The following is a 12,202-nucleotide window of genomic DNA, read 5'->3' on the forward strand; positions in this document are numbered from 1 at the left end:
GGGCTGCGGGCATCATCACTTGGGGGTGACGCCCATGAGGGTCGCCAGCTGGGTGGCGACGGGGTTCAGATTGAGCTTCTCCGGGTCGTACTTCGGCTTGTCGTCCCACGGCTGCGGCACCGACGGGTCGGCCAGCTCGGCGCGCGCCCCGCCGCGGACGGCGGTCTCACTGCCTTGCGGCACAGCGCATTTGGCCTCGGTATTGAACGGGAAGTCGTCGCGCGAATCGTCGAAGTTGGGATTGCGCGCCTTCTCCTGCGCCAGGATCGCCTGCGTCCCTTCGTAACCCACCGTGCACGCGGGCGGATTGTTGGTTTCCAGCACCAGGCCGAAGTGGGTGGTGCCGTCACCGGGGGCGGTGGCGGAGGCGCCGATGGACAGCAGTGGCAGCATCTGCAGCACCGGTCCGAGCGCGTAGAACTTCGGCGATACGGTGAGCAGCAGGGTGCGCAGGTTGGACAGGTCCTCGGTCAGGGCCGGTCCGCTCTCCTGCAGCAGGCGCTGGATCTGATCGCCGGCCTCGGTGGAGGTGCCGATCAGCCGCCGGATGTCCGGGTCGCTGGAGCGCAGCTGCGCGGTCAGCTTGTCCAGGCCGTCGCTGAAAGTGCGGATGGACGAGGACTGTTCGGACTGGGTGTTCAGCGCGGTCCGCGCATTGCGGATCAAAGCCAGGGTCTGCGGCAGGTTCTCGATGCCGGTCTGGGTGAACTTGTTGAGCGAGTCCACCAGCACCTTGAGATTGTCGCCCTGCCCGTTGAACGCCTTGCCGAGCTCGGTGACGGTGGTGCTGAGCGCCGCCAGGTCGGTGGTGGCCACGAAGTGGTCGACGCTGGCGAGCAGGTCCTCCACCGGGATCGGCAGCGTGGCGCCGACGATCACCGAGCCTTCCTTCAGATACGGCGAGCTGTTGCTGTCGGGCACCAGATCCACGTACTGCTCGCCGATGGCGGACCGATTGGCCACCACGGCTTTCGCGCTCGCGGGCACCTTGGGCGCGCCGGAGTCCATATCGAGGGTGACGACCACGCCGTCGGAGGAGATCTCCAGATCCCCGACCCGGCCGACGGGCACGCCGCGGTAGGTGACCTCCGCGCCCTTGGACAGATTGGCGGTCTGCGGCATCTGCACCTTCACGTGGTACAGGCCGAAGCCGAGCATATTGTCCAGCCGCACGTACTTGGCGCCGACGAAGGCGACGCCGAGCACGGCGATGACGGCGAAGGCGATCAGCTGGTTGCGTACCAATTTGCTCATCGCGGGGCCACTCCCAGCTGCTGGAGGATGGAGCCGAGCGGATCGGTCGGGCCGATGCCGGCCGCCGGCGCGACCACCGTATTGGGCAGCGGCAGCAGCGAAATGGTGGGCCAGCCGCCGCGCGGGCCGTTGCCGTTGTAGTACGGGTTGCTCGGATCCACGTTCACCTGCCGGCCGTTCGGCGGCAAGTACACCGGATTCGGTTTGCCCACACCGAGATTCGACAGCAGGGTGCCGATCTCCAGATCCACCGACAGCCAGGTGTTGACCTGCCCGCCGAACGCCGACTTGATCGATTCGTCCGGGAACGGATAGGTCGGGACCAGCGGGAACGCGGTCACCAGGTCATCGGCCGACTTGCCGAGCTCCTGCAGCGTGGGCCGCAGCGAGGACAGATCGGTGATCAGGTTGTCCTTGGAGTGGTTCAGCACGTCGAAACCGGCCTGCCCCACCCGATCCAGCTGGGTGAGCAGTCCGATCAGTTCCGGCCGCTGCTCGTTCAGGATCTTGATGCCCTCGGGCAGTTCGTCCAGGATCCCGGCGATCTTGCCGGTCTGCTGGCTCACCCGGCCGCTCAGCTTGTCCAGCCCGTCGAGCGCGCGGGTGATGTCCTCGACCTGCTTGTCCAGGCCCGCGATCAGGGTGTTGGCCTGCTCCAGCAGCGACCGCACCTTGTCGGTACGCCCGTCCAGGGTCTTGTTCAGCTCGGTCACGATGGGCTGCAACTGCGCCACGCCACCGCCGTTGAGCAGCAACGAAAGCGCGCCCAGCACCTGTTCGGTCTCGGTCGCGGTGCGGGTGTTCTCGACCTTGATGGTCGAGCCGTCCGTCAGCTTCTCCGGCGACGGATCGTGCGAGGGCGCGGACAGTTCGATGAACTTCTCACCGAGCAGGTTGGTCTGCTTCACCTCGGCGCGGGCATTGGCCGGCAGGTTCACATCGCGATTGACGATGGTCTTGACCTCGGCCGTCCAGCCGTCCGGGGTGAGCTCGATCTTGTCGACCCGCCCGACCGGTACGCCGTCCACCTTGACGGTCGACTGCGGCACCAGGTCCAGCACATCCGAGAACTGCACATTGATGTGCATGGGATCGCCGCCCACGTTCGGCCCGCCCGGCAGCGGAATGCTGTAGGCCCCGTTGCCGCAGGCGGTGGCCAGCAGGGTCACCGCGCCCAGCGAGGCCGCGACCGCGACGGTGCGAATGCGCTTGGCGCTCATCGCTGTCCACCTTCCTGCTGCGACGGCGCTTCCTGATTGGAGGGCGTGCCCGGCACCGAGCCCGGTACCGCGTTGCGCTGGATGTTGTCACCGCTGAGGATGCCGAACGGCAGCACCAGCGACGGCGTCTTCACGCCCGCGGTGAGCTGACCGGTGATGGTGGTGCAGGCGTCCAGGATGGGCCGCATCTGCGCCGAGATGGCATCGAACTTGGGATCGCCCGGCCGCAGCTTGCCCAGATCCAGCATCTTGCAGATGACGCCGAACGGGTCCTGCAAGTCGGTGAAGTTGGGTCGCATGTCGAGCGTGCCGGTCTCACCGTTGTGCACGTTGATCAGGTTGCTCAGCGCGGTCGGGATCAGCGGCAGCGCCTTGGCCAGGTCCTCGCGCTGATCGGCGAGGGTCTTGGTGAGCTTGGTCAGCGCTTCCGCGTTGGACTGCACCAGGTCCCGGTTGTTATCGATGAACCGCGCCACGTCGCCGAGCGCCACCGACAGCAGGCTCAGCGCATCGCCCAGATTGCGCCGCTCGTCGGACAGGAAGCCCGACAGCGAGGCCAGCTGGGTATTGAATTCCCGCACCTGGCTGTCGTTCTCGGCCAGCATGCGCACGAATTCGTTGAGGTTCTTCACCGTGTCGAAGATGTCCGTGCGCGAATCCGACAGCGCCTTGGCGGCTTTGGAGAGCTGGGTGAAGCTGTTGCCGAGCGCGTCGCCGTTGCCGGCCAGATTGGCCGAGGAGGTGCGCACCAGTTCGTTCAGCGCGCCGTCCTTGTTGGCGCCGTTGGGGCCCAGCGCATCGGAGAGTTCCGCGATGCTCTTGTAGAGCCGGTCCACCTCGACGGGCGTGGCGGTGCGGTCCTTGGGGATGGTGGCCTCGCGCCCCATCTTCGGGCCGCCCTTGTACGCGGGGGCGAGCTGGATGTACCGGTCGGACACCACGGACGGGGTGATCTGCGCGGCCTTGGCGTCGGCGGGGATGTCGTAGCGACGATCCACCTGCATGACGACCTTGACCTGCTCGCCCTCCGGCGTGACCTCTTTCACCGAGCCGACCGGCACGCCGAGCACCCGGACGTCCGAGCCCTCGTAGATGCCGACCGACTTGTCGAAGTAGGCGGTGATGGTGGTGGTGTTGAGCTTGCCGTAACCCCACCACGCCAGCCCGCCGGCCAGCACGGCCACGGCCACCACCGCGGCGGTGATCTTGCTCTTCCGGCTCGACGCCTGCAGAGCGGTCAACGGGTTCTTCGCCACGATCAGCCTCCCATCTTGCGGATCGGCGCACGGTCGCCCGGAATCTCCGGCAGCGCGGGCGGAATCAGGTTGGTGATCACCGCGTCGAACCAGCGGCCGGTGCCCAGCACGTTCGCGTACAGCCCGTAGAACGGGGCCGCCAGCGTCAGCGTCTTGGAGATATCGGCCTGATGGTCGTTGAGGATCTCGATGGTCTTCTGCAGGTTGGTCAGCGCCGGGCCGATCTGCTCCTCGTTGTCGGCCACCAGCGCGGTCAGTTCGGCCGCAATGGTTTTCGCACCGGTGAGCAGCTGCGAGATGGCCGACTGCCGCACGTTCAGCTCGGCCAGCAGCTGTCCGCCGTTGGCCAGCAGCCGCTCGAATTCGGCATTGCGATCGGCGAGCACCTTGGAGGTCTTCTTGGTGGCGGCGAACAACTGCTTGAGCTGATCGTCACGCTTGGCCAGGGACTCCGAGAGCCGCGCCACGCCGTCGATGGAGCCGCGCAGTTCCTGCGGGGTGCCCGAGAACGCCTGCGACAGCACCTGGAAGGACTGCGCCAGCTGTTCGGTATTGGTCTCCTCGACATTGCGGGCGGCATCGCTGAAGGCGTCCACCACGTCGTAGGGAGACACGGTGCGCGACAACGGAATCGCCTTCGAGGGATCCGCGGCGTGCGCGCCCTTGGGATCGAGCGCCAGGTACTTCTGCCCGAGCAGGGTCTTGATCTGGATGGAGGCGGTGGTCTCGTCGCCGATCCAGGCGTCCTGGGTGCGGAAGTCGACGAGCACCTTGTCCCCGTCCAGGCTCACGTCCTGCACGGTGCCGACCTTGACGCCGGCGATGCGCACCTCGTTGCCCTTCTTCAGCCCGGCGGCCTCGGAGAACTCGGCGGTGTACTTGGTGCCCGCGCCGATGATCGGCAGCTTGTCCAGGCTGAACGCGGACACGGTCACCAGCAGCACCATGAGCAGGCCGATGCCGCCCATGAATGCCGGACTGCGCTTGCCCAGCACAATGCGGTCGTCCATCTAGCGGCCTCCCTTCCCGTGGCAGCGCGGAGCCGGGTTCGTGTAGATCGGCTGATTGATCGTCGGCATGTTCGCCACCGCCGCGGGCAGATTCAGGCCCTGCGCGTCCGGCAGGCCCGGTCCGGCGACGATGTCGATACCGCAGAGGTAGAACTGGAACCAGGAACCGTAGGAGGCGGCGCGGCCCAGCTTGTCCATCTTGATGGGCAGGTTGGTCAGGCCCTCGTCGACCTCGTCCTGGCGGCTGTTCAGGGTGCCGGTCAACTGGTTCAGCCCCGCGATGGCGCCCTGCAGGTTCGGCCGCACCGGCACCAGCAGGTCCGCGGTCGCCGAGGCCAGATTGCCCAGCGAGCTGACGGCCGAGCCGATGGTGCCGCGTTCGGCGTTCAGTCCGGTGATCAGCGCCTCGGTGTTCACGATGAGCTGGTCGAGCTGCCCGTCGCGGGCGTTGATGGCATCGAGCACCGCGTTCAGGTTCTTGATGACCTCGCCGATCACCGCGTCCTTGTCGGCGATCTTGTTGGTCAGCGAGGCGGTGTTCTGCACCAGCTCGGTGATGGTCCCCGACTCGCCCTGGAACACCTGAATGATGTTGTAGGACAGCTTGTTCACATCGTCGGGGGTCAGCGTCTGGAACAGCGGCCGGAACCCGTTGAAGAGTTCGGTCAGGTTCAGCGCCGGCGTGGTCCGCTCCAGCGGGATGGTGGCGCCCTTGGTGATCTTGCGCCCCTGCTGGCCGGTGCCCTGCTCCAGCGCGATGTAGCGCTGGCCCACCAGGTTCCGGTACTTGATGGTCGCCGTGGTCGAGGCGGGCAGCCAATCGCGGTCCGTGATCTCGAATTCCACATTGGCCAGGCGCTTGTCCACGATCGAAACCTTGGACACCTTGCCCACCCGCACACCCGCGATGCGCACTTCGTCACCGGGGTTCAGCGAGGTCACATCGGTGAAGCGGGCATTGAATTTGGTCCCGCCGCCACCGTAATTGGCGATGGTCAGCGCCAGCACCGTGGTGGCGGCGACCGTCACCAGGATGAACGCGATCAACTTGGTCAGCGTGCCGCCGAGGCCGCGCAGCAGATCCTTCATCGAACGCTCACCTCACTGCCGCGGAAGGCCGGAGCCGCGATCTTGGTGATCCAGCTCGGCACCTGCTGCGGCGAAACACCGTGCGCCGCGCCGTAGATGGTGCCCAGGGTCTGCTGCTCCTGCTTCGATCCGGCGGTGGTCACGTCGTACGGGCCGTACATCCGGTACTGCGGCGACGGCTGCAGGCCGATGGCCTGGTCACCGGGGGTGCGGCTGGGCGGCTGGTAGGAGCCGTCATTGGCCGAGCCGTTGGTGTACTGGCCGGGATCGACATTGAGCGGGTACTCCGGAATGCACATGGCCCCACGCGGATCGAACCAGCGCGGCTCGTCCTGATTGGGCACGTACCGGCCGCGCGGATTGACGATCTCGACGGTCACGCGCGAGCCGGGCAGATCGGTGCCCTTGCCGAACAGTTCGTCGATGCGCGGCTTCATCTGCGCGAAGTTCTTCAGCGCGCAGGTGTAGCCGGGCGAGTACTTGGCCAGCGCTTCCAGCGCGGGCCGCGAATCCGCCGCCACGTCGATGATGTTGTCGCGGTTGGTCAGCAGGAAGTCGGCCAGCGTCGCCGAGCTCGGGGTGAGCACCGCGAGCATGGTGTCGATCTGCGAACGCTTCTGCACGATGGTGGCATTGGTGGTGCGCAGATTGTCCAGCGCGTCCACCAGCTGCGGCGCGGCATCGCTGTAGGTCTCGGCGACGTCCGCGAACAGCCGCAGATCCTCCTGCAGCGTCCGCAGTTCCGTGTTCACCTGCTTGAAGATCTCGTCCAGGCGCTCCACCGTCTTGCCCAGCTCCTCGCCCTGGCCCTGCAGCGCCTGCGAGAGCGCGCCCAGGGTGGAGGACAGGTACTGCGGCGGAATCGCCTGCAGCAGCGGCAGAATGTGGTCGAGCAGCTGGCTGACCTCGATGGCATTGCCGGTGGTGTCCTGATGCAGGGTCGCGCCCTCGGTCAGGTGCCCGCTCGGGTTCTCCGGCCACACCAGATCGATGTAGCGCTCGCCGAACAGCGTCTTGGGCAGCAGTCGCGCCGTCACATTGGCCGGGATCTGATCGGCCTTGGCCGGATCGATGGCCAAGTCCAGGGTGACGTTCTTGCCGTCGTACGAACTCGACCGCAGCTCACCGACATTCACCCCGCGCACCTTCACGTCCGCATTGCGGGTGAGGGCGTTGCCGACGGTGTCGGTGATCAGGTTGACCCGGACGGTGTCCACGAACTGCTTGTTGTAGATGGCGATGGTGGTCCACAGGAACAGCGCCACCACCACGAAGAACAGCACGCCGAGGGTACGGCTGCGCAGCTTCTCGGTCTTGCGCCAGAACTGCACGCGCTCCGGGTTGCTCATCCGGCCACCCGCACCGTCGTGGTCGTGCCCCAGATCGCCAGGGACAGGAAGAAATCGAGCACATTGATCAGCACGATGGCGGCGCGCACCGCGCGGCCCACGGCCACGCCGACGCCCGCCGGGCCGCCACTGGCATTGAAGCCGTAGTAGCAGTGCACCAGGATGATGACGAATGCGAAGACCAGCACCTTGAGGAACGAATAGACGACGTCTTCAGGTGGCAGGAAGAGCTGGAAATAGTGGTCGTAGGAACCACTGGATTGACCGTTGAAATAAATACTGATCAATCGTGAGGCCACATACGTGCCGAGCAGGCCGACCACGTACAGCGGAATGACGGCGACGAATCCGGCGATGACGCGGCTGGTGACCAGGAACGGCACCGACGGCACCGCCATCACCTCGAGCGCGTCGATCTCCTCGGAAATACGCATGGCGCCCAGCTGCGCGGTGAAACCACAACCGACCGTCGCCGAAAGGGCCAGTGCCGCAACCAGGGGCGCCAGCTCACGGGTGTTGATGTAGCCGGTCAGGAAGCCGGTGAGCACGCCGGAACCCAGCGCGTCCAGGGCCTTGAAGCCCTGCAGGCCGACCACCACGCCGACCGAGGCCGACATGAACACGATCACGCCGATGGTGCCGCCGATGACCGCCAATGCGCCCGAACCGAAAGTCACTTCGGCCAGCAGCCGCATGACTTCCTTGCGGTAATGCACGACGGTGCGCGGAATCCAGGCGATGGCCCGCGAATAGAACGACATCTGATCGCCGGCTTTGTCGACCAGGTGCACCGGCGCTTTGAGGGCACCGGTGACCCGGCGCGCCGACCGGGTAATGACGGTGGTGCGCTGCGAAACGACCATTGATCACGCGCCCTTTGCCGGGACGACCTGAAGATAAATCAGGGTCAGGATCAGATTAAGGAAGAAGAGCGTGAGGAACGAGATGACCACCGATTGATTCACCGCGTCGCCCACTCCCTTCGGTCCCCCCTTGGGATGCAGCCCCTTGTAGGCGGCGATGACACCCGCTACGAGCCCGAAGATCAAAGCCTTCAGCTCGCCGATCCAGAGGTCCGGCAGCTGCGCCAGCGCCGAGAACGACGCCAGATACGCACCGGGCGTGCCGCCTTGCAGCAGCACGTTGAAGCCGTAGCCGCCCATGATGCCGACCACGGAGACGAGTCCGTTGAGGAGCAGCGCGACCAGCATCATGCCGAGCACGCGCGGAACCACCAGGCGCTGAATGGGATCGATGCCGAGGACTTCCATGGCGTCGATCTCTTCGCGAATGGTGCGCGAGCCGAGATCCGCGGCGACCGCGGAACCCGCTGCGCCCGCGATGATCAGCGCGGTCACCACGGGTGCCGCTTGCTGAACGGTTGCGAGAACACTGGTGGCGCCGGTGAAATTTTCGGCGCCGAGCTGCTTGATGAGGGAGCCGGTCTGCAGAGCGACCACGGCGCCGAACGGGATTGCCACCAGTGCGGCCGGAAGAATCGAGACCGAGGCGATGAACCACGACTGCTCGATGAATTCACGGAACTGGAAGGGCCGGCGGAACGTCTTACGGACCACGTCCAATAGGAGTGCGAAGACGTTGCCGGCCTGGGCAAGACCCGACTCGACCGGGGTGCGCAGTCGTGTCAGGGTTGGATTCACGCCGCGTATGTTACCCGTTAGTCAGGTTCTGTCGAACCGTGGTGTCGTACGTGCCCTGGTAGGCGGGAATCACCTGCGTGTCGTCGTCCCCGTTGGTCTCCATGGACTCGCGGATCGCCTCCTGCGCGGCGGGCGGCAGGGTGTGCAGGATCTGGCGCACGCGCTCCCGGCGACGGTGCACGGCCTGGCGCACCGGCATACCCGGCTGCGCCCGCATCTGCGGGATGATGCCCTCGACTTCTTCGGCGCCACCGGCGTGGTGACCCGAGTCGAACATGGCCTGCTCGCGGGCCATCTGGGCTTCGTCCTTCTCCTCGGACATACCGATCGGGCCCTGCATGCGGCCGTTGAGGAACTGCTTCACCACCGGCTCCTCCGAGGTGAGCAGCACCTCGCGGGGGCCGAACATGACCAGGTTGCGGCGGAACAGCATGCCGATGTTGTCCGGCACCGAACGGGCCAGGTTGATGTTGTGCGTGACGATCAGGATCGTGGCGTCGATCTGCGCGTTGATATCGATCAGCAGCTGCGAAAGGTAGGTGGTGCGAACGGGATCCAGACCCGAGTCCGGCTCGTCGACCAGGATGATCTGCGGGTCCAGCACCAGGGCGCGGGCCAGGCCGGCGCGCTTGCGCATACCGCCGGAGATCTCACCGGGCAGCTTCCCCTCCGCGCCCAGCAGACCGGTCAGCTCGAGCTTCTCCATGACGATCTTCTTGATCTCGGATTCGCTCTTCTTGGTGTGCTCGCGCAACGGGAAGGCCACATTGTCGAACAGGTTCATCGAGCCGAAGAGCGCGCCGTCCTGGAAGAGGACGCCGAACAGCTTCCGGATCTCGTACAGCTCCTTGTTGGAGCAGGTGGTGATGTCGGTGCCGTCGATGTAGATCGAGCCCTTTTCCGGGCGCAGCAAACCGATCAGGGACTTCAGAAAGACGGACTTACCGGTACCGGAGGGGCCGAGCAGAGCACTGACTTCCCCCGGGGGCAGCGTCAGGCTGACGTCCTGCCAAATCCGCTGCGAACCGAATGACTTGGTGATGCCTTCGGTCCTGACCTCGACGCCCACGCCAACCTCCACAAATTCTCAGACGAGCGCACTACTGGTGCTTCCACTGTTAACTCAGCGCGCGGTGTGGCGCATCACAGTAGGTCCGGTCACTGTATCGCATATGCCCCGTCTCGGACACCGAGACCTGACTCGCGAGTAGAAACGTTCGCAGCCCGTTGCGAATCACGGACAGATCACAACCGCCGAAAATGCGAAAAGAGCAGTCCCACAAGGGGACTGCTCTTCTCAGGCTTTAAGAACCCGTCCGCTTTCGCGGCGGTCCGCCACCTCGGGGCGATGGGGGCGAAGCCCCCACCCCGAGACCAAGGGGTTTCAGGGGCGCAAGCCCCTGAGAGTCCCGAGAGTCGGCAGAACCTTACTTGACGGTGATCTTGGCGCCGGCCTCTTCCAGCTTCGCCTTGGCGGCCTCGGCGGCCTCCTTGGCGACCTTCTCCAGGATCGGCTTCGGGGCGCCCTCGACCAGGTCCTTGGCTTCCTTCAGGCCCAGGCCGGAGACGATCTCACGCACGACCTTGATGACCTGGATCTTCTTGTCGCCGGCCGACTCCAGGATCACGTCGAACTCGTCCTGCTCTTCGGCGGCGTCGGCCGGAGCGGCAGCGCCACCCGCGACGGCGACGGCGACCGGAGCAGCGGCGGTGACCTCGAACTTGTCCTCGAACGCCTTCACGAACTCGGACAGCTCCAGCAGGGTCATGCCGGCGAAGGTCTCGAGCAGCTCATCAACGTTGGCCATTGATATTTCCTTTCGGTGGGTTCGTCACCGCGCGAACGGCGACGAAAAGGTTTGGGGTGGTTTATTACTCGGCGTCGACAGCAGCCGGAGCAGCCTCGGCAGCGCCACCTTCGGCGCGCTTCTTCTCCTCCAGGGCCGCGGCCAGACGGGCGATCTGCGAGGCCGGGGCGGCGAACAGCCCGGCAGCCTTCGACAGGTTGCCCTTCATGGCGCCGGCCAGCTTGGCCAGCAGCACCTCGCGCGACTCGAGGTCGGCGATGCGCTCGACCTCGGACACGGACAGCGCAGCGCCGTCCATGTAGCCGCCCTTGATGATCAGCGCCTTGTTGTCCTTGGCGAACGCCTTCAGCGCCTTCGCGGCGTCGACCGGCTCACCCGTGATGAAGGTGATGGCGGTCGGACCGACGAACAAGTCATCCAGGCCTTCCACGCCCGCCTCGGCGGCAGCGCGCTTGACCAGGGTGTTCTTGGCGACGGAGTAGGTAGCGTTCGCGCCGAGCGCACGACGCAGTTCAGTGATCTTGCCGACGGACAGGCCACGGTATTCCGTGACGACGGTCGCCGTGGACGACTTGAACTGCTCAGTGATCTCCGCAACCGCGGTGACCTTCTCAGCCTTTGCCATACTTCGCCTCCTCTCTGGATGGTCGGTTCTCGTATGAACTACCGAGTTCCGCCACAGGGGCCGGCGACAAAGCAAACGCCCCGGACGCAGAGTGGTCCCGGGGCGCACAAGAAACGCGATTTCTCGCAGGTTTCCCGACCTCGGCTCTCCCTGCGTGGGCCGCCGGCAATATCGCCGGACCTTCGACTGCCCCGAGGGCAGCAACCAACGGTCTTCGGTAGAACGATGTGGGTTGATCACCGAACGAATCAATGACCGTCGTCCAATATAGCCGACCCGCATCTATCCACCAAAACGGGGTCGCCGTGGTACTAGTCCACCATGACAGAACGGAACGAGCGCAAGGTCAGCCTGGTCGGCGTGAACGGCTGGTTCGTCAGCGCCCGTCTCAACGAGCGCGGCGACCTCATCATCGACGGCCAGGACCTCGGCGGCCCCTTCAGCGAATACGAATGGGCCTGGGCCTTCTCCAGCACCACCTTCGACCTGATCCGCGCCCGCCTGGGCGCCGACAAGGACGCCGACATCCTCGACGTCCTCCTGAACTCCTTCGCCAGCAACGAACTCCGCGACCCAGGCCGTTGGCTCCACAACGAAGCGGGGATCCCCGCGGAATTCTGGAGCCGGGTCGAGCCGTAACCGAGGCGGGCTACACGCTGCCGGTGAAGAGGCTGTCCAGAACCTTGCAGTATTCGGGGATGTTGGAGCCGGGGTTCGGGCTCACCAGGCCGGTGCAGCCGGTGATGACGGCGGAGCCCAGGTAGGGCAGGCCGAGCGGGCCGGACTTGGATCCGGTTCCGCCGGAAGGGGTTTCGGCGGCGGCGGGGGTGGCAAGCAGGCCGGTGAGCAGGGCGGCGGCGGTGAAGGACAGGGCGAGACGGCGCATGGCGGCACCGTGTCATCGTTTCTCCGGGCGCGACAGACTGTAAA

Annotated in this window: 13 protein-coding genes; 1 reads left to right on the forward strand and 12 read right to left on the reverse strand. The window is 65.7% G+C overall.

Annotated features, from left to right (window positions below; genetic code table 11):
• Positions 1–15 precede the first annotated feature (15 nt).
• The 11 genes from NY1_RS21940 to rplJ form a co-directional block, all read right to left on the reverse strand.
• Positions 16–1,254, reverse strand: a complete 1,239-nt coding sequence (locus tag NY1_RS21940) for an MCE family protein (protein ID WP_067716476.1) — start codon at positions 1,252–1,254, stop codon at positions 16–18.
• On the reverse strand, positions 1,251–2,474 hold the full coding sequence (locus NY1_RS21945; RefSeq protein ID WP_067716478.1) for an MCE family protein: 1,224 nt from the start codon (positions 2,472–2,474) through the stop codon (positions 1,251–1,253). Before NY1_RS21945 ends, NY1_RS21940 begins: the two co-directional genes overlap by 4 nt.
• Complete coding sequence (locus NY1_RS21950) at positions 2,471–3,730, reverse strand: MCE family protein (protein WP_439956030.1); 1,260 nt, start codon at positions 3,728–3,730, stop codon at positions 2,471–2,473. The genes NY1_RS21945 and NY1_RS21950 overlap by 4 nt, the downstream gene beginning before the upstream one ends.
• Before the next feature lie 2 nt (positions 3,731–3,732).
• Positions 3,733–4,740 carry an MCE family protein gene (locus NY1_RS21955; RefSeq protein ID WP_067716481.1) on the reverse strand — a complete coding sequence of 336 codons (1,008 nt, stop codon included), beginning with the start codon at positions 4,738–4,740 and terminating at the stop codon, positions 3,733–3,735.
• The gene (locus NY1_RS21960; RefSeq protein WP_174567210.1) at positions 4,741–5,829 is read right to left on the reverse strand and encodes an MCE family protein; all 1,089 of its coding nucleotides are present in this window, start codon (positions 5,827–5,829) and stop codon (positions 4,741–4,743) included.
• The gene (locus tag NY1_RS21965; protein ID WP_067716484.1) at positions 5,826–7,178 is read right to left on the reverse strand and encodes an MCE family protein; all 1,353 of its coding nucleotides are present in this window, start codon (positions 7,176–7,178) and stop codon (positions 5,826–5,828) included. The genes NY1_RS21960 and NY1_RS21965 overlap by 4 nt, the downstream gene beginning before the upstream one ends.
• Positions 7,175–7,939, reverse strand: coding sequence for an ABC transporter permease (locus NY1_RS21970; RefSeq protein WP_233041687.1), 765 nt, complete (start codon positions 7,937–7,939; stop codon positions 7,175–7,177). The genes NY1_RS21965 and NY1_RS21970 overlap by 4 nt, the downstream gene beginning before the upstream one ends.
• A 105-nt stretch (positions 7,940–8,044) precedes the next feature.
• Positions 8,045–8,839, reverse strand: coding sequence for an MlaE family ABC transporter permease (locus NY1_RS21975; RefSeq protein WP_067716488.1), 795 nt, complete (start codon positions 8,837–8,839; stop codon positions 8,045–8,047).
• 10 nt (positions 8,840–8,849) lie between these two features.
• Positions 8,850–9,908: an ABC transporter ATP-binding protein gene (locus NY1_RS21980; protein ID WP_067716491.1), complete on the reverse strand. Its 1,059-nt coding sequence runs from the start codon at positions 9,906–9,908 to the stop codon at positions 8,850–8,852.
• Positions 9,909–10,266: 358 nt separating this feature from the next.
• The gene (gene rplL / locus NY1_RS21985; protein WP_067716494.1) at positions 10,267–10,647 is read right to left on the reverse strand and encodes a 50S ribosomal protein L7/L12; all 381 of its coding nucleotides are present in this window, start codon (positions 10,645–10,647) and stop codon (positions 10,267–10,269) included.
• A gap of 64 nt (positions 10,648–10,711) precedes the next feature.
• On the reverse strand, positions 10,712–11,272 hold the full coding sequence (gene rplJ, locus NY1_RS21990) for a 50S ribosomal protein L10 (RefSeq protein ID WP_067716496.1): 561 nt from the start codon (positions 11,270–11,272) through the stop codon (positions 10,712–10,714).
• Between the two features lie 321 nt (positions 11,273–11,593).
• On the opposite strand from rplJ, the gene NY1_RS21995 reads away from it, so the two are divergent.
• Positions 11,594–11,911: a hypothetical protein gene (locus NY1_RS21995; protein WP_067716499.1), complete on the forward strand. Its 318-nt coding sequence runs from the start codon at positions 11,594–11,596 to the stop codon at positions 11,909–11,911.
• A gap of 10 nt (positions 11,912–11,921) precedes the next feature.
• On the opposite strand, the gene NY1_RS22000 is transcribed toward NY1_RS21995, so the two are convergent.
• Positions 11,922–12,158: a hypothetical protein gene (locus NY1_RS22000; protein ID WP_067716501.1), complete on the reverse strand. Its 237-nt coding sequence runs from the start codon at positions 12,156–12,158 to the stop codon at positions 11,922–11,924.
• Positions 12,159–12,202 lie beyond the last annotated feature (44 nt).

The sequence above is a fragment of the Nocardia yamanashiensis NBRC 100130 genome (genome assembly GCF_001613325.1).
In the GTDB taxonomy this organism is placed as follows: domain Bacteria; phylum Actinomycetota; class Actinomycetes; order Mycobacteriales; family Mycobacteriaceae; genus Nocardia; species Nocardia yamanashiensis.